We start from the raw sequence: 17,220 nt of genomic DNA, 5'->3' as shown, positions 1-17,220 counted from the left end.
TATGGAAACTGAAAACAAAAAAATTCTATTAGTAGAGGATGATCCAAATTTTGGAACAGTCCTTAAAGATTACCTGGCGATGAACGATTACGAGGTGACGCACGCGAAAAATGGAATGGAAGGATTCGAAAAATTCAAAAAGGATGATTTCGATCTTTGTATTCTTGATGTGATGATGCCTTACAAAGATGGTTTCACGCTGGCCAAGGAAATTCGTGAAAAGAACGAAGAAGTGCCAATCATCTTTCTAACGGCTAAAGCCATGAAAGAGGATGTATTAAAGGGTTACAAGGTAGGAGCAGATGATTACCTGAACAAACCTTTTGATTCTGAAGTTCTTTTAATGAAGATCAAGGCGATCATGCAGCGTAAAGCTACAGATAGCGTGGCAGATTCTAAGCAATTCGAATTTGAGATTGGTGGTTTCCACCTAAATTCAAAACTTAGATTCCTGACTTTTAGAGATGAAGAGCCACAAAAGCTGTCTCCAAAAGAAAACGAATTATTAAGACTACTTGCTTTGCATGAAAATGATCTGATGCCTAGAGAGTTAGCCTTAACTAAAATATGGAGAGACGATAACTACTTTACTTCAAGAAGTATGGATGTGTATATCGCCAAATTGAGAAAATATCTTAAGAAAGATGAGAACGTGGAAATTCTGAATATCCACGGTGAAGGTTTTAGACTTGTGATCAAGAACAAGGAAGAGACCGAAGCATAAAAAAATCATTCAGTTTCCGAGAGGTGCTGCATCATAACACTCGTTATGATGCGGTATCATTTCTCGTGAACTACAATTTGAGGCTATTATTTAGCTGCACCTACTATCAAATTTTACCTGCTGCCGCATTCTTAACATGAAAATAAGAGCGGTTTTCTTACAATACGTATCTTTACGGCATTCCATAAAATGCCCCGGGATTGAAATATGCAGAAGAAATACTCAACTTTCCTACTTCTTTTCTACGAAAAGTCTGCATTAGCTTATTCTTAATTTTATTTTTTAGCGTTAATAGTTTTGGGCAAACAGAACCAGATTTTAAATGGCTCGACGACTATTCCTTGGGATCTGGTGGTTTAGGTAATGAAGGTGGAATTGTGATTTCAGTGGATACAGATTCAGAAGGGAACGTGTACGTGCTGACTTTTGGGAATGGTGTTTACAAATATGATCCTTATGCTGAAAAATACGATTTAATCATTGCGGATCAACTCGCAGAAAGCGAGGATTTAAATGGTCCTTTAGATCTTGCAATAGATAACAATGATATTATACATATTGCCGATAGTGGCTCAAAATCTATAAAGAGGTTTACGACTGAAGGAGATGAACTAGAAAAAATTGGTGGATTATTTGGAACCGGAGAAAATGAATTCTTAGAGCCTACAGGTTTAGAATTTGACGATGACAACAACTTATATATCGTTGACTCTTACAGAGGCGACAATAATAATGTTGACGAAAAATATTTTCTTAAAATCTATTATGCTAACGGTGATTTTAGAAGCTTTAAAGGAACAAATGAATACCCCCTAAATAATCCTTATCGAGTTGCTGCTACAGATGATTATATACTAATAAGTAATGCTGAAAATAATGGTGAGGTTTTAGTCTTCGATAAAGATTTGAATTTTATCCGTACACTAAATAATATTGGATCGCCAGGTAGTTTGTTCGTAGATAAATCTGGATTTATATATGCTGTAGATTATGCAGATAGGGTTGATTTTAATGACGTTTTTAAATTATTAAAGGGAGATTTTTTTATAGCTCTATCCCTTCGATCTGAAATTAGTAATGGAATAGCTTCTGGAGATTTTAACATTCAAGTTTATAACCCGGATTTAAGCTACAATTCTACGATTAGTGATTTTCCAGCTAATTCCAACGAAGATCATATTCAGTTTCCTTTAGATGTGACCTTGGATGAGACCTGTGGAAAATTGTTTTTAAATGATTCTCGAATTGAAGGTTTTGCAACCTTGGCATCTAAACTAGAAATTTATCAACGCACTCCATCGTATGATCAGGAAAAGCCTGAAATTGATTGCCCTGAAGATATTGTAGTAATTGCTGAAACAGGTGACGATTTTGCAATTGTTAGTTATGATGATGCTACCGCATTAGATAATTGTGATAGTGATGTAGGAATAGCAAAAACGGAAGGTCAGGATTCAGGAAGTGAGTTTTCCATAGGTAAACACGAAATAGAATTTACCGCGACTGACGATTCAGGTAATACAACTACCTGTACTTTTACAATTACTGTAAACCCTTCAGAAGATGAAGTTACACCACCAGAATTTGACAATTGCTCAACGACGACTATTACTAAAAACAACGATCCTGAAGAATGTGGTGCCATAGTAAGATTTGAAACTCCAACGGCTTCCGATGAAAATGGAAATGTTGAGGTCACTAGGATAGATACAAATACAGATCTGGTTTCCGGAAGTTTATTTCCCGTTGGAACCACAACAATAACTTTCCAGGCAGATGATGGAACAAACGATCCGGTTACCTGCAGTTTCGATATTATAGTTCAGGATACTGAAGCTCCTGTGTTAACCTGTGAGCAAACCAGAATAGTGGAGGCGGAACCAGGCGAAACTTCAGCAGTGGTCAATTTTATATTACCACCCGCACGTGATGGTTGTGATGGCATATTACCGACTCGTATTTCTGACGGTAGTATGGCATCAGGATCCAGGTTCCCAATTGGAACTACCAATATTGTGTTTGAAGCTACCGATCAAGCTAATAATACTGGATATTGTACACTTCAGATTAGGGTATTGGCTCCCAAATCACCACCAGAATTTAACAATTGCTCAACGACGACTATCACAAAAAACAACGATCCCGGAGAATGTGGTGCCATAGTAAGATTTGATACTCCAACGGCTTCCGATGAAGATGGAAATGTTGAGGTCACAAGAATCGATGCAAATACAGACTTGGTTTCCGGAAGTTTATTTCCCGTTGGAACCACTACAATTACTTTCCAGGCAGATGATGGAACAAACGATCCGGTTACCTGCAGCTTTGATATTATAGTTCAGGATACTGAAGCTCCAGAGTTGACCTGCGTACCAGATATCACTGCTCAGGCGTCACCTGGGAATGATTCAAAATCAATAAATTTCTCGCCTCCTACAGCCTGTGATAATTGTGATGGCGTTTTACAATCCAGGGTTTCCGAGGGAAGTCTGGTTTCTGGGAGTAATTTTCCAATTGGTTCTACTGATGTAGTTTTTGAGGCAACTGATTCCAACGGTAATATGGGTTACTGTACTTTGAATGTCAATATTCTTCCTCCTAATTACGCACCTTCAATAGCATGTCCTGCTGATATATCTGTTCCCAATGACAGCGGAATTTGTGGCGCCCTGGTAGAATTTGCTGATCCAACTGTGACCGATCCTGAAGATGATGATCTTACAATTACCCGGACAGATGATTCAGGTTTAAATTCTGGCGATATATTTCCGGTAGGAACTACCACAATCGTTTACCAGGTTTCCGACGGAATTAATCCGCCAGTCTCCTGTGACTTCACGATCACAGTAGAAAATACGGAGCAGCCCCAGTTCTCCTCATGTCCGGAAAATATGACGGAGTTATTAAGTGTTTCAGAATCTGGTAAGATTATATTTTTTGATCTACCGAAATTTGAGGACAACTGTTCAGAAGCAGAATTGTTTCAAACCGCAGGTCCTGAGTCTGGTGAGTTTTTTCCAGCTGGTGAAACTGAAGTAAGATTTGAGTTACGAGCAAACAATACGGTGGTGGACCAATGTTCCTTTACAGTTGATCTGGTTCGGCAAACAGAGAGCTTTCAATGCATCGAATCTATAACTATAAATCTTGGAGAAGAGGCTCAGAATTCTTCAGTCACAGAAATACCAACCTCAGAATTTATTCTCTCTGATAGTTCCAATCTTGATTTTGAACTAAACGTTCAGCAATTTACCTGCGAGGATATTGGAACTTTTGATCTGCCCATTCGAGCGACAGATGTTACCACAGGTGAAGAGTTGAGTTGTACGGTCGAGGTTACTGTGCTCGATCGCGGCGCACCTCTTATTATTTGTCCGGCTGGTATCCAGGAGCGGGTAATCCCGGCGAACGGAAATTTTGTACTACCTCAGATAGCCGACCGTCTGAGCATTGTAGATAATTGCGCAGATTTTGAAGACCTGGAGATCATTCAGGATCCGCCGGAAGGAACTTTATATGCCAACCCCGGCGATTATGAGGTGAGTATTACCGCAACCGATCCTGCAGGAAATGAAGAAGTATGCGAGGTGATCTACAGACTAACCAGGGAAGAAGAACCCGAAGAATTTGCCCTCAATTGTCCCCAGAATGAAAATGTGATCAAGGCTGATGAAAATTGTGAGTATTTCGTACCTGATTTCTCCAAACTGATCAATTACTCACCTGCCAACGCCACATTTAGCCAGTCCATCCCGGTGGGAACTAAAATAGAAGAGCAAACAGTTATTACCGTAACCGCAAGTTTTAATGGAGAATCAGATTCCTGTACTTTCGACCTGGTACTCAAAGACAACACGCCACCCGTTGTGAATTGTCCTGCCGATAAAACCATTGTTATTTCTGAAGGGGAAAGTATCCCAATAGCAGATTATAGAAACGAACTGGAGGTTAGTGATAATTGCGGACTGGGAGAGATCACTCAGGTTCCGGAACCAGGAACGCTAATTTCGGAGGATACCGAGGTAAGTTTTCTGGTTTTTGACTCCGCCAGCACAGCCAATGCTGCCGTTTGCAGTTTTATGCTGACCTTAGCTGTTGATACTGAAGGCAATGACATACCTGTTGCCAATGAGGATTTCTATTCCACTCCGGTTAATAGCACCTTAAATATTTCTGTGGAAGAAGGAGTTCTGGCCAACGATATGGATGCCGATGGCGATGAACTTACGGCAACGCTGGTAGAAGACGTGACTAATGGAACCCTGGAATTCAATTCTGATGGTTCTTTTGTCTATACTCCAAATGACGATTTCGTTGGTGAAGATACCTTTAGATACTATGTATTTGATGGTTTTACAGAAGTTGAAACAATAGCTACAATCAATGTTCTACCTGTGGATACCGGAGAATTCCAGTGTGTGGAGAACTATCTACTAGAGCTGGATGAAAATGGTACGGCTCAACTTCCGGTGAGCGAGTTATATACCGGAGATGCATCCGGCGTTAGTTTTAGCCTTGACCAGGAGTTTTTCGACTGTAATGACCTTGGAACAAACCAGATCATTTTAAGCTATTCAGGAGAATCTGATGGAGCCTGTGAAATTAGGGTAGAGGTGGTGGATCGTATCCAGCCAGAATTTGAAGTTCAGAATATTGATATAGATCTGGATCTTTCCGGCAATGCTATTATTACTGCGGAAGAAGTGGTCGTAAATTTCAGAGATAATTGTGACGAAACGATAAATTTTGAATTAAGCCAGGATAGTTTTAGTTGCAAGGATCTGGGATGGAACGAGATCAATGTGATCGCGACAGATGCCAGTGGAAACTCCACGACAACTTCTGTAGAAGTTCAGGTTTTTGCTGAAATCAGAATTTGTAACGGCACTGGTGAAGGTTCAGAATATATCTTTATTTACCCTAATCCAAATCGTGGGAATTTTAAAGTGGCGACACCTGCTGATGTAAGCATTTCCCGGATCGAGGTTTTCGATCATCGTGGAAGATTTATCACTGGAAAGGATTTTCCAGAGAACGCCAGTGAATATGCTATTAGTACGGGGCCGCTGCAGGAAGCAGTGTACGTGGTTAAGATGATCACCAACGAAGGTGAAAAAACTAAGCGATTTATAATTAAGAATTAATCTTTTCCTGCAGGTGTGCGGCAATCAATTCAAAATTTGTAGTGCGGTCAAACCAGGTGATCGATTCATCTTTTCTGAACCAGGTTAATTGTCTTTTGGCAAACCTTCGGGTATTTTTCTTGATCTCAGCAACAGCAGTTTCCAGATCCCACTGCGCATCGAAGTGGGCAAAGAGCTCTTTATAGCCAACTGTATTCAATGCATTGTACTTCCTGTAAGGATATAATTCACGAGCCTCTTCGAGCAGTCCGTTTTCGAGCATTATGTCTACCCTTCGGTTGATGCGATCATAAATTTCCTCTCTTTCTGCAGTAAGACCAATAGAGATTGTCTTAAAATTCCTGGTATTCTTTTTCTTCTTCAGAAAAGTTGAAAAGGCTTTCCCAGTGCCAATACATATCTCCAGTGCGCGAATAAGACGATGTGGATTTTGAATATCGGCTACGACATAGTATTCAGGATCCAGTTGCTGCAACTTTTGCTGAAGAGATTGCAGGCCGTTTTTTAATAGCTCTTCATTCAGTTCTGTGCGAATGTTGCGGTCTACTTCAGGGAAATTATCCAGGCCTTCTACTACCGCTTTTGTATACAGTCCGCTGCCGCCTACCATCACCACCACATCATGCTTTGTGAAAAGCTTATCGAGCTTCGCCAGCGCTTCTTTTTCAAAATCTCCCACATTATAATCTTCAGTGATTGATCTGTGCTGAATAAAATGATGTGGAGCCGCCGCCAGTTCTTCCGTTTCTGGTACAGCAGTTCCAATAGACATTTCCTTATAGAATTGCCGGGAATCTGCCGATATGATTTCAGTATTGAAAAATTTCGCAAGCTGAATCGCAAGCGCGGTTTTTCCAATGGCCGTGGGACCGGCAATATTGATAAGTGTTTTAGTCATTTAATTCGTATCCACAGCTATGGCAGTACTCTGCGTCATCCAGATGCTTAGTTTCGTTACAATTAGGGCAGACCTGAGTATTCTTGGGAGCATCGGTCGCCTTGCTGTATTCTGCGCTCACGATTCCCGTTGGAACGGCGATGATTCCATAACCCGTGATCATAATGAGGGAAGCGATCAATCTGCCCACCGGTGTGACCGGGGCAATGTCTCCAAAACCAACGGTAGTAAGGGTTACGATACACCAGTATATGGAAAGTGGAATATTGTCAAATCCTCCATTTTCGCCTTCAACAAGATGCATCAAAGTTCCGGCGATGATACAAATGATCAGGACCGCAAATAAAAAGACAAGTATTTTAGCTTTTGAATTCTTCAGCGCAGAGATTAGTTTCTGAGATTCTCCAACATAGCGGGTAATTTTAAGCACCCTGAAAACCCGTAACAGCCTTAATGCTCTAATGGCAAACAGTAGGTTGGCGCCTCCAAAAAGGAACCCGATATAACTGGGTAAGGTAGACAACAGGTCCACCATTCCGAAGAAACTGAAAATATAGCGCTTTGGTTTGTTAATGGTCAAAATACGCAGCACATACTCAATGGTAAAGATCACCGTGATCACCCATTCTGCGATATAGAATTCGGTCGCGTATTTTTGCAGCATCCAGGAAACGCTTTCCATCATTACCAGGGCGACACTAATCAGTATCACCAGCAATATCGCCACATCAAAGGTTTTTCCCGCCGGTGTATCGGCCTCGTAAATTACCTCATGCAGTTTGCGTTTCCAGCCAGGAAGTTTGTCCTTATTCTTCAAATTCTACAATTCTTGAGTTCTAATTTAACTATTTTCCTCGAGTACAATAAGCGACTGACTTTGAACTGTCATCAATTCATTAAAGAATTTTTTGAGTCCTTCGTAGTATTCTGGCGTGTACAGCGTTTGAGAAAGGGTCATTCTGCACTGGATCATGACCACATTTTCAGAAAATTTCACTGCATTAAAGATTAAAGCACCGCCTTTTTGCGGCAATCTGAAAGCTTTTTGCTCCGGAAGTTCTTTTACTGAATAGCCTTCTGGAATATGAATTTCTGCAGAATAACTAAAAGCATTCTTATATCCGAAATCGATAGGATAGGTACGCTCATCCAGGTTAAAAGGATTCTTCTCGAAAAACTGGAAACTGAACGGATTCAGATAGATAAGATCATTGATCTTCTGGCTTACATTTTCAAGCGTATATTCGATTTGTAGTCCGTTTTCCACCTCATCCAGGTTTTCGACCGCGACCTCTGTAGACCTGGTGAACTGCTGAGCTTTAGAAAGATCCTGGAAAATCTTTTCCTCACCATTTTCCCTGATCTTATTTCTGAAATTCACAGCGTGGTAACCACTCAAATGCTGATTAGATGTACCTGACGCCGTACCATCCTTGTGTACTTTTATAGAATCTTTAAAAGCATAATTGCTGAAATCATCTGGTTCGATAGTCATCCAGTCGCTGGAACCTTCAAGATTGATTTTTCTTGCAAATGAATTCAAGGCACGAAAAGGGAGTCGGCCAAAGTCTAGTTGATCATCTGTAGCATCGAGATTATACTCTTTTCCATCTAGTTTTAGCTGAACGAAGAAATAATTATATTCTGAAATCGCAGGATGCACTCTTGGAGCGAAACCGTTTCTTCGGGTAGATGCCAGGACAGGCGATACTTGAAATCCTTCTGAAGCGTATAAGTTATGTAGCAAGCTGTTCAACTCAAGAACATTTCCAGATTGATTGTCTATAATATCCTTGATGTTCATATCACCATGAATATCATACTCACCGCTCCACTGGTAATTCTCCTGAACGAAATAATAGATCTTCTTTGCTTTTTCCAGTGAATTTGGCATACTTCGGATAGCCTCAGGCAGAACATCCTTTACAGCATTGTCCTTTTTCCACTGTTTCCCCCAATTGCTGGAAGTGCGAATTTCCTTGTCGGCATCATCCCAGGTTAAGGTATACTTTCTTTCAAAACCATCGGTTCTGGTAACCTGCTTTAATTCATACTCGATCTTGGCAATGTAATTATCTTCACTGGTCATGTAGTCTTCCTCGATAAACGCAGGAATGTCCTTCATCACATACAAAGTTTCCAGGCAGCCAGCCATGGAAGACGTAAGGCCAAAGCTAATGCAATGTTCGATCACTTTCTCTTCGCGTTTTAGAAGTTTCATGCCTCCTGTAAGCGTGGTGTGATATTCATAATTACCCGGGATCTTCGACGTGAATTGCGAATGCATCTTCGGAATATCCTCCTGAAACTGCCAGGTTTTAAAGTTGAAGTTAAACGGCGAAACAAGCTTATAGGAATACTGAATCACATCACCCGGCTCTACATCTGGAAAAGTGAAGGAAAACTCATCGTAAAATTTGTGTTCACTATGGAAGGTGGCTAAGGTTTCTATTTTTTTCTTTACGATACGACCGTTTACTAATTTGAAGGTGTGAGCTTTCAGGTCTTTTACCTCCATGACCTTGTCATTATCGCTGTTCTTTCCCAGGATTACCTTAACGGTAGCATAATCAATTCCCTGCTTATCCAGGATCTTGACCTTCGCCTTATAATCTGTCACCACATCATAATCTTCATCTGGATCAAATTCAGTAAAACCAGATTCATATATATAAACGGCATGGGCTGTGCTGTCCAGGGCGTAATTTTTAGCTAAAAGGTCTTCTCTTGAAACTTCAAATTCTTCAGAAGCATAATTGGAATTCTGGGCAGGTAATAAGCTGATACATAATAAAAATAGCAGCGTAAAAAATTTACTCATGAATGGATAATTGGATGATTTTAAATTGATGCTTTTTTCGTAAAAAGCTTTGGATAATATGTTCAGCATCACGGTTATTATTCATGGGTGTAATGATGGACCTGATGATATCGAGATTGTTGATCTGGTGATTTAGATTGAAGTAACCTACGCCTTTAAACTCGCCATCCTCGATCAACAAAGCGCTTTTTTCGTCAACTTCTCTTCCACGACCTACCAGCAGCATATCCTTATTTTCATAAGAATAGCGATCTATAAGTTTACGCACACGCTCATTATAGGCATCTGCGTGTTCCTCCTGCACGCAGGCACCATGACAGCTTTTGATCGTATAAGCGAAGCAATTCCCATCGCCTCCATGCAAACCAGCCAATCGTTCACATAATTCATATTCTTCCACCCATTTGGTAAGGGAGTTCCTGGCAGATCTTAAAGAACTGAAGGTGGTGATTCGATTACCAGATTTGGTAGCCTTAGCGATCTTTAAATTGATATAACCATTTTCGTCTACAGTATGATACAGGCCGTGACTAAAAATATCTCTTTTTAGCGCCCGGTTATATTTTGGTTTGATCTGTTTGATTTCCTGGTTCTCTTTCAATAATGCAATAAGCTCGTTGCCCGTGAGCTCATAGGATACTGAAGCGACTTTCTTCTGCATTTCACGTGACTTTGGATTGTCGTTGGTGAAATGCTGATTTACTCTTTTTCTAATATTTCTCGACTTTCCAACATATATGATATCACCATTCTCATTATGGAAGTAATAAACACCGGTTTCTGAAGGCAGCTCTTCCAGGATAAATACTAGCTTGGTATCTAGATTTTTCTTTGGTTCTTTTCTAACGAGCTCTTTCATGATGTCTTTTTCGACATCTTTTGCCAGTAGCATTTTAAATAATTTGATCGTCGCCTGCGCGTCGCCTGAAGCCCTGTGACGATCGCTTAGAGGAATTCCTAAAGATCTTACCAGTTTACCGAGGCTGTAGGAAGGCTGACCGGGAATTAGTTTTTGGGAAAGTTCCACGGTACAAAGGCTCTGGCGTTCGTATTCGAAGCCGAGTCGTCTAAATTCGGTTCTCAAAATCCGGTAATCGAACTTAGCATTATGCGCTACCAGGATACAGTCTTTGGTAATTTCTACGATTCGTTTAGCGACTTCATAGAACTTAGGAGCATTCCGAAGCATTTCATTATTGATCCCGGTTAGATTAACTACAAACGGCTGTATAGGCTGTTCCGGATTCACCAGGCTAATGAACTGATCTACGACCTTCAGGCCATCGAACTTATAAATTGCAATTTCGGTGATCCCTTCTTCATTGTATTTCCCACCGGTTGTCTCTATGTCTAGTATAGCGTACAAATACTCTCTCCTCTAATTTAATTATAGTTGCGTTCTCCAAAAATACTGCTGCCAATTCTCACCATGGTAGAGCCACATTCCACGGCAATCTTATAGTCGCCACTCATACCCATGGAAATCTCCCTGAGTTCAGGGAAATCCTGGCTAAAGTCATCAAAAGCCGACTGCAGGCGCTTGAATTCCTCCCGAACCTGTTGCTCGTCTTCTGTAAAGGTTGCCATTCCCATCAATCCAACGATATTCACATGCTTCATTTCAGCATAAGCATCAGATTCCAGGATCTCACGAGCTTCCTGCCTGCTAATGCCAAATTTTGAATCTTCCTCCGCAATTTTGATCTGTAGTAAACAATTGATCGTGCGATCATTTTGCTTAGCGCGTTTATTGATCTCCTTTAGTAATTTCAGGCTGTCCACAGCGTGAATAAGGCCTACATACGGAGCCATGTACTTCACTTTATTGCGTTGTACGTGTCCCACCATATGCCATTCTATGTCTTTGGGAAGTTCTTCCCACTTATCGGTCATTTCCTGGATCTTGTTCTCTCCAAAGATTCGTTGACCGGCTTCGTAAGCTTCCATAAGATCTTCGTTAGGCTTGGTCTTGGAAATAGCGACCAGCTTCACATTCTCAGGAAGTTCACTTCTGTATTTTTTTATATTTTCTGAAACACTCATCCTCTAAAACTTTAATTAAGGATACTTGATCCCTGGTAGGGCAGGTTGGTTATCGCGCTGAGGTCAAAATTCATAAATAGTAAGACCACTTCGCAATTTCGGCTCAATATAAGTACTTTTTGGCGGCATGGTCAAATTTTCATCGGCAATTTGCTTGATTTCTTCGATACCGGCAGGTAACATCCCAAATCCGACTTCAAATTCACCACTGTCTACCCTTGTTTTCAATTCGATTAGATCATTGCGACCGTGAATGTAGGCGATTCGTTTGTCGTAACGAAGATCTTCAATTCCCAGAATAGGCTTCAGTATCTTTTCGTATAGAATAAACGAATCCAGTTCACTTAAAGAATCTGTAAATTCAGCATTATGCTTCCGAAGATATAAGGAATAGAACTCGCCATCCAGGTACATATTAAAATGATGCTTTTTGGAAGGTTTATAAATATCTATTCCGCGATTTTCTATTCTGAACCATTCGTCCAGCAGGATCAGAAATTCTTCTTTGGTATGGCCATTCAGGTCTTTGATGAGTCGGCTGAATTCAAAAATTCTCAGGTTACTTTCAGAAATGAGGTAACTCATAAAGAAGTTATAAGCTTCCTGGCCGGTATGATCAGGATTTTGCTCCCTGCTTTCCTTGGCCAGTAACCAGGAGGATGCGCTACGATGGTGACCATCTGCAATGTATAATTGTTCGATTGCCGCAAACTGTTGCTGGATCCTCTCAATATTGGCAGGCTCGTCTATAAGCCAGAGTGAGTGAATCTCCTTATTGGCCGTGGCAAATTCATATTCTGGCCTGGATTTCATCCTTTCTTCCAGCAATGCATTGATCACAGGATCATCTGGATAAGTAAGCAAAACCGGCTCTGTATTAAAGCCAACCACCTTAAGGTATTCCTTGAATAATTCTTCCCGGTGAGCAATGGTGTCTTCATGCCTTTTGATCACGTTATTCTCATAATCCTCAACACTTGCCGCTGCTATAATGCCGCAGCAATCGCCATCACGGGTATGAATCTTATAAATATAATAAGAGGGAAGTTCATCCTGTATGAAAGTACGGTCCTCGCGAAACTCCAGGTAACGGTTCTTGACCATTCCAAATCGCTTTTCCCCGCCAATTTCATGCTGAAATTTGTATCCGGGATTGATGATATGCAGAAATGAATACGGATTGAATTCCAGCTGAGCCTTCAGTTCTTCCTCATCATAATCTTCATAAGACCGGGATGCGACAAGCCCGGCAAATTCTCTCGCCGGGCGAACCGCTTTAAAAGGTAGTATTTTTGTCAATTTCTAAATGCTATTTCCAGGCTGCAAGTATTTCAGTAAAACCAGAAATACAGCCTTCATACTATATCAGAAGTTCTAGCTGCTAAATTGTTCCGAAACTTGTTCTGCTTTTCTGCTTTCAGAATAATCATAGAAACCTTCACCAGATTTCACTCCAATCTTACCAGCACGAACCATATTGGTAAGCAGCGGGCATGGTGCGTATTTAGGATTTTTAAAGCCGTCGTACATCACCTCAAGGATAGAGTGACAAACGTCAAGCCCAATAAAGTCTGCCAGTTGCAACGGCCCCATTGGGTGTGCCATTCCAAGCTTCATCACGGTATCGATCTCGTAAACTCCGGCAACACCGTTGTACAGGGTTTCGATCGCCTCGTTGATCATGGGCATAAGGATCCTGTTTGCTACGAATCCCGGATAATCATTCACTTCTACCGGCACCTTGTGAAGTTTCTTAGAAAGTTCCATGATCGTATGGGTGATCTCGTCACTGGTATTATATCCACGAATGATCTCCACCAGCTTCATGATTGGCACAGGATTCATAAAATGCATTCCAATCACTCTTTCCGGGTTGGATACTGCCGCGGCGATCTGCGTGATCGAAATAGAACTTGTATTAGTTGCCAGGATCGTATTGGCATCAGTATTTTCATCAAGATCCTTAAAAATCTTCAGTTTAAGATCTGTGTTTTCTGTAGCGGCTTCCACCACCAGGTCCACACCTTTAACTCCTTCAGCAATACTGGTAAAAGTAGTAAGGTTAGATAAGGTCTTGTTTTTTTCATCCTCGGTGATCTTTTCCTTGGACACCATACGATCAAGGTTTTTGGAAATAGTATCCATTCCTCGTTTCAGGCTGTCTTCAGAAATATCGATTAAATGTACTTTATAGTCGCTTTGAGCAAAAGTATGGGCAATCCCGTTCCCCATCGTTCCTGCTCCTATTACGGCAATATTTTTCATAGAAATATAGATTTTATACGTTCCGGTTTCTTTCTCTTCGGAAATATCCTGAACGGTTCATTAGATTACAAATTAAAATTGGCGATCACCTGGTTGGCAACTTTAAGGGCATTTGCCGCCTGTTGCATGGTCACTACCGGTTCGGTATTGTTATGGATCGCTTCAGCAAAACTTTCCAGTTCTTCGAGTATGGCGTTATTGGCTGAAACCTCCGGATTATCAAAATAGATCTGTTTTTTGACACCTTCGGCATTCTGAAGGATCATCGCAAAGTCATCTGGATCTTCTGGTACATCTTTCATTTTTACCACCTCGCATTTTTTCTCCAGAAAATCCACAGAAATATAGGCATCACGCTGAAAAAATCTTGATTTTCTCATATTCTTCATTGAAATCCTGCTGGCGGTAAGATTGGCGACACACCCGTTTTCGAATTCTATACGCGCGTTTGCGATATCTGGTGTGTCACTAATTACTGAAACTCCGCTGGCGTTGATCTTTACCACTTCAGATTTTACCACGCTCATCACCGCGTCAATATCGTGGATCATAAGGTCGAGCACCACCGGAACATCTGTCCCTCGCGGATTGAATTCAGCCAAACGATGCGCTTCAATAAACATTGGATTTTCGATGCGATCTTTAACTGCCTGAAATGCCGGGTTAAACCTTTCTACATGACCAACCTGTCCTTTAACCCCGTGTTCATCAGCAAGTTTGATCAGTTCTTCAGCTTCTTCGTAGGTGTTGGTAATGGGCTTTTCAATAAACAAATGTTTGCCCGCAGTGATGACTTTTTTTGCCACATCAAAATGGGCGAGGGTAGGAGTGACCACATCGATCACATCGGCATCTGCGATAAGCTTATCCAGGTTATCATACATGGTATAGCCAAATTCTTCTGAGATCTTTTTTGCATTTTCAGCATTCGCATCGTAGAAGCCTACAAGTTCATATTTTTCTGACTGCTGTAATAATTTAAGATGAATTTTCCCTAGATGACCAGCACCCAGAACCCCTGCTTTCAGCATATTTTTTGCATTTTTCACAAAAATAGCATTTTGATATTAAATACTTTAGAATTCCAGCCCAAATTGGGAGTGCAAATTACTTGGGAATAGTCGGCTTCTTTGCCTAATTTTATACCCGTATCAAAGCAAAACAGACTTGAAAGACACTTACAGACATCAGGGAAAAAGACAGCAGCTGGTAAGAACGGTAGAGAAAAAAGGAATTACCGATAAGAAAGTGCTGGCGGCCATTGGCAAGATCCCCAGGCACCTGTTCATGGATAGCAGTTTTGAAGATCATGCATACCAGGACAAAGCGTTCCCAATAGCTGCAGATCAAACGATCTCCCAACCCTATACGGTAGCATTCCAATCTGAACTGCTGCAATTAAAACCAGGTGAAAAAGTGCTGGAAGTAGGAACGGGAAGCGGCTATCAAACGGCAGTTCTCTGCCTGCTTGGCGCAAAGGTGTACAGTATTGAAAGACAAAGAGAACTATACAAAAAGACAAGAACCTTTTTGTCCAAAATAGGATACAGGCCTAAATTTCTGAGTTTTGGTGATGGGTATAAGGGGATCCCGGAATATGCACCCTATGACAAGATCATCGTGACTGCCGGGGCACCAGAGGTTCCAATGGATCTGCTGAGCCAGTTAAAAGTTGGGGGTCGCCTGGTCATCCCCGTGGGAAAGGATACCCAGATCATGACTTTGTTCATTAGAAAATCTCCAAAGGAGTTCGATAAAACCGAATACGGAAACTTCAGATTTGTTCCATTGCTTCAGAACAAAAACTAGATACCATCTCGAGAGTTGAGATCAAAACAAAAAAAGCTCCTGTAAAGGAGCTTTTTGCATTTAGTTTCAGCAGTAATTATTCTGAATCTATTTCGATTGGTTTATCAACCACAATTCTTTCGTCACGATTTGCGATCTCCCAGGCAGTTAGGAATACCAGCTGCGCACGTTTGGCTAACAGATCGTATTCGATCTTATCTGGAGTATCGGTCATTTTGTGATAATCGGCATGAGTCCCGTTAAAATAGAAAATGATCGGGATATTGTTTTTCGCGAAATTATAGTGGTCACTTCGGTAATAGAACCTATTGGGATCGTTCTCGTCGTTATACTTATAATCAAGATCTATGTTCATAAATTTTGAGTTCACATTCTCGCTTAATTCATGAAGATCTGTGCTTAGCTTATCGCTTCCAATTAGATAAACGTAGTCTTCTTTTCCTTCATGATCTGGATCGATTCTTCCAATCATATCGATATTAAGGTTGGCTACGGTATTAGCCAAAGGGAAAATTGGTTCGTCTGTATAAAATTTAGAACCAACAAGTCCTTTTTCTTCCCCGGTTACATTGAGGAAAAGAATGGAACGTTTTGGAGTGAATCCATCTTTGCTGGCTTCTACAAAAGCTTCAGCAATTTCAAGAACCCCAACAGTACCTGAACCATCATCATCTGCACCATTATAAATATTCCCTTCATCATCCATTCCAACGTGGTCGTAATGAGATGAAATGACGAGGATTTCATCTGGTTTTTCAGAACCTTTTAAAAATGCAACAACATTTTCTGTAGGTTTTACATTTCCTCTTCTAAAATAGCTTACTGGTACTTCCTGGTAATAGTCATCACCGCCAATTGGAGAAGGCAGGTTTAGACTTTTATATTCGTTCTTAAGATATTCTGCAGCCATTTTCTGCCCAGGTTCTCCTGTCTCCCGACCTTCAAATTCATCACTGGCAAAGGTGTAGAGATGTTCTTTGAGCTCTTCAGAAGTGATCGTGTTTGCATATTCCATAGGGTCTGCATTTTCGATCTTTTTGTTATGAGCGCTACATGCGGCCAGAACTGCAGGTATGGCCAGAAACCAAATTTTTTTCATATTGTTTATTAGTTTTTCGTTAATGCCGCCAATATAGCGGTTTCCTTGCAAAGGATATGAATGTCCCTTATTAAATAGACTAGGCTGAACCAGGAAGGTTTAAACTTCAACAGAAAATTGGATATACAGGTATCGTTTAAAAAAAAATTGTTTTTGGAAGTGTTGATAATGAGAGCACTAAAAATTAGTATAAAAAAGTTGAAAGAAATGTTGTTTTAAATTGAAAAAGCTTGTTATATTTGCACCCGCATTCAGCAAATAGCTGATGAGGCACTCAGGAGAAATGGCAGAGTGGTCGAATGCGGCAGTCTTGAAAACTGTTGAGGGTCACACCTCCGGGGGTTCGAATCCCTCTTTCTCCGCAATGTCAACTGATTATCAGTAACTTATGGAGTTGACACCCAAATTCACACCCAA

Annotated in this window: 12 protein-coding genes and 1 tRNA gene; 4 read left to right on the top strand and 9 right to left on the bottom strand. The window is 40.9% G+C overall.

Annotated features, from left to right (window positions below; all coding sequences use genetic code 11):
• Position 1 precedes the first annotated feature (1 nt).
• Both G529_RS0107650 and G529_RS0107645 read left to right on the top strand, forming a co-directional pair.
• Entirely contained in the window at positions 2-724 is a 723-nt protein-coding gene (locus G529_RS0107650) for a response regulator transcription factor (RefSeq protein ID WP_026914972.1), read from the top strand.
• Between the two features lie 200 nt (positions 725-924).
• Positions 925-5,868 (top strand): HYR domain-containing protein, encoded by a 4,944-nt coding sequence (locus tag G529_RS0107645; protein ID WP_026914971.1) that lies wholly within the window; start codon positions 925-927, stop codon positions 5,866-5,868.
• Here G529_RS0107645 and miaA read toward each other — a convergent pair.
• From miaA to G529_RS0107605, 8 genes are all read right to left on the bottom strand, one after another.
• Positions 5,858-6,766, bottom strand: coding sequence for a tRNA (adenosine(37)-N6)-dimethylallyltransferase MiaA (gene miaA, locus G529_RS0107640; RefSeq protein WP_026914970.1), 909 nt, complete (start codon positions 6,764-6,766; stop codon positions 5,858-5,860). The genes G529_RS0107645 and miaA overlap by 11 nt on opposite strands.
• On the bottom strand, positions 6,759-7,583 hold the full coding sequence (locus tag G529_RS0107635; protein ID WP_026914969.1) for an ion transporter: 825 nt from the start codon (positions 7,581-7,583) through the stop codon (positions 6,759-6,761). Before G529_RS0107635 ends, miaA begins: the two co-directional genes overlap by 8 nt.
• 24 nt (positions 7,584-7,607) lie before the next feature.
• Positions 7,608-9,587: a DUF3857 domain-containing protein gene (locus G529_RS0107630; protein WP_035695778.1), complete on the bottom strand. Its 1,980-nt coding sequence runs from the start codon at positions 9,585-9,587 to the stop codon at positions 7,608-7,610.
• Positions 9,580-10,953 carry an exonuclease domain-containing protein gene (locus tag G529_RS0107625; RefSeq protein WP_026914967.1) on the bottom strand — a complete coding sequence of 458 codons (1,374 nt, stop codon included), beginning with the start codon at positions 10,951-10,953 and terminating at the stop codon, positions 9,580-9,582. The genes G529_RS0107630 and G529_RS0107625 overlap by 8 nt, the downstream gene beginning before the upstream one ends.
• 17 nt (positions 10,954-10,970) lie before the next feature.
• Positions 10,971-11,630, bottom strand: a complete 660-nt coding sequence (locus tag G529_RS0107620; protein ID WP_026914966.1) for a YggS family pyridoxal phosphate-dependent enzyme — start codon at positions 11,628-11,630, stop codon at positions 10,971-10,973.
• A gap of 63 nt (positions 11,631-11,693) precedes the next feature.
• Entirely contained in the window at positions 11,694-12,929 is a 1,236-nt protein-coding gene (locus G529_RS0107615) for a DUF1015 domain-containing protein (protein ID WP_026914965.1), read from the bottom strand.
• Positions 12,930-13,004: 75 nt separating this feature from the next.
• The gene (locus G529_RS0107610; RefSeq protein WP_026914964.1) at positions 13,005-13,895 is read right to left on the bottom strand and encodes a 3-hydroxyacyl-CoA dehydrogenase family protein; all 891 of its coding nucleotides are present in this window, start codon (positions 13,893-13,895) and stop codon (positions 13,005-13,007) included.
• A 65-nt stretch (positions 13,896-13,960) separates the two neighbouring features.
• The gene (locus tag G529_RS0107605) at positions 13,961-14,926 is read right to left on the bottom strand and encodes a Gfo/Idh/MocA family protein (protein ID WP_026914963.1); all 966 of its coding nucleotides are present in this window, start codon (positions 14,924-14,926) and stop codon (positions 13,961-13,963) included.
• 136 nt (positions 14,927-15,062) lie between these two features.
• On the opposite strand from G529_RS0107605, the gene G529_RS0107600 reads away from it, so the two are divergent.
• On the top strand, positions 15,063-15,704 hold the full coding sequence (locus tag G529_RS0107600; protein ID WP_026914962.1) for a protein-L-isoaspartate(D-aspartate) O-methyltransferase: 642 nt from the start codon (positions 15,063-15,065) through the stop codon (positions 15,702-15,704).
• 76 nt (positions 15,705-15,780) lie between these two features.
• On the opposite strand, the gene G529_RS0107595 is transcribed toward G529_RS0107600, so the two are convergent.
• Positions 15,781-16,803: a M28 family metallopeptidase gene (locus tag G529_RS0107595; RefSeq protein WP_026914961.1), complete on the bottom strand. Its 1,023-nt coding sequence runs from the start codon at positions 16,801-16,803 to the stop codon at positions 15,781-15,783.
• Positions 16,804-17,080: 277 nt separating this feature from the next.
• Between G529_RS0107595 and G529_RS0107590 the strand changes: the two genes are divergently transcribed.
• A tRNA-Ser gene (locus tag G529_RS0107590) sits at positions 17,081-17,165 on the top strand.
• The last annotated feature ends 55 nt before the right edge of the window (positions 17,166-17,220 follow it).

Source organism: Christiangramia portivictoriae DSM 23547 (assembly GCF_000423045.1).
In the GTDB taxonomy this organism is placed as follows: domain Bacteria; phylum Bacteroidota; class Bacteroidia; order Flavobacteriales; family Flavobacteriaceae; genus Christiangramia; species Christiangramia portivictoriae.
The sequence above is the reverse complement of the archived record's forward strand: the minus strand, read 5'-3'. Positions and strand labels throughout refer to the sequence as shown.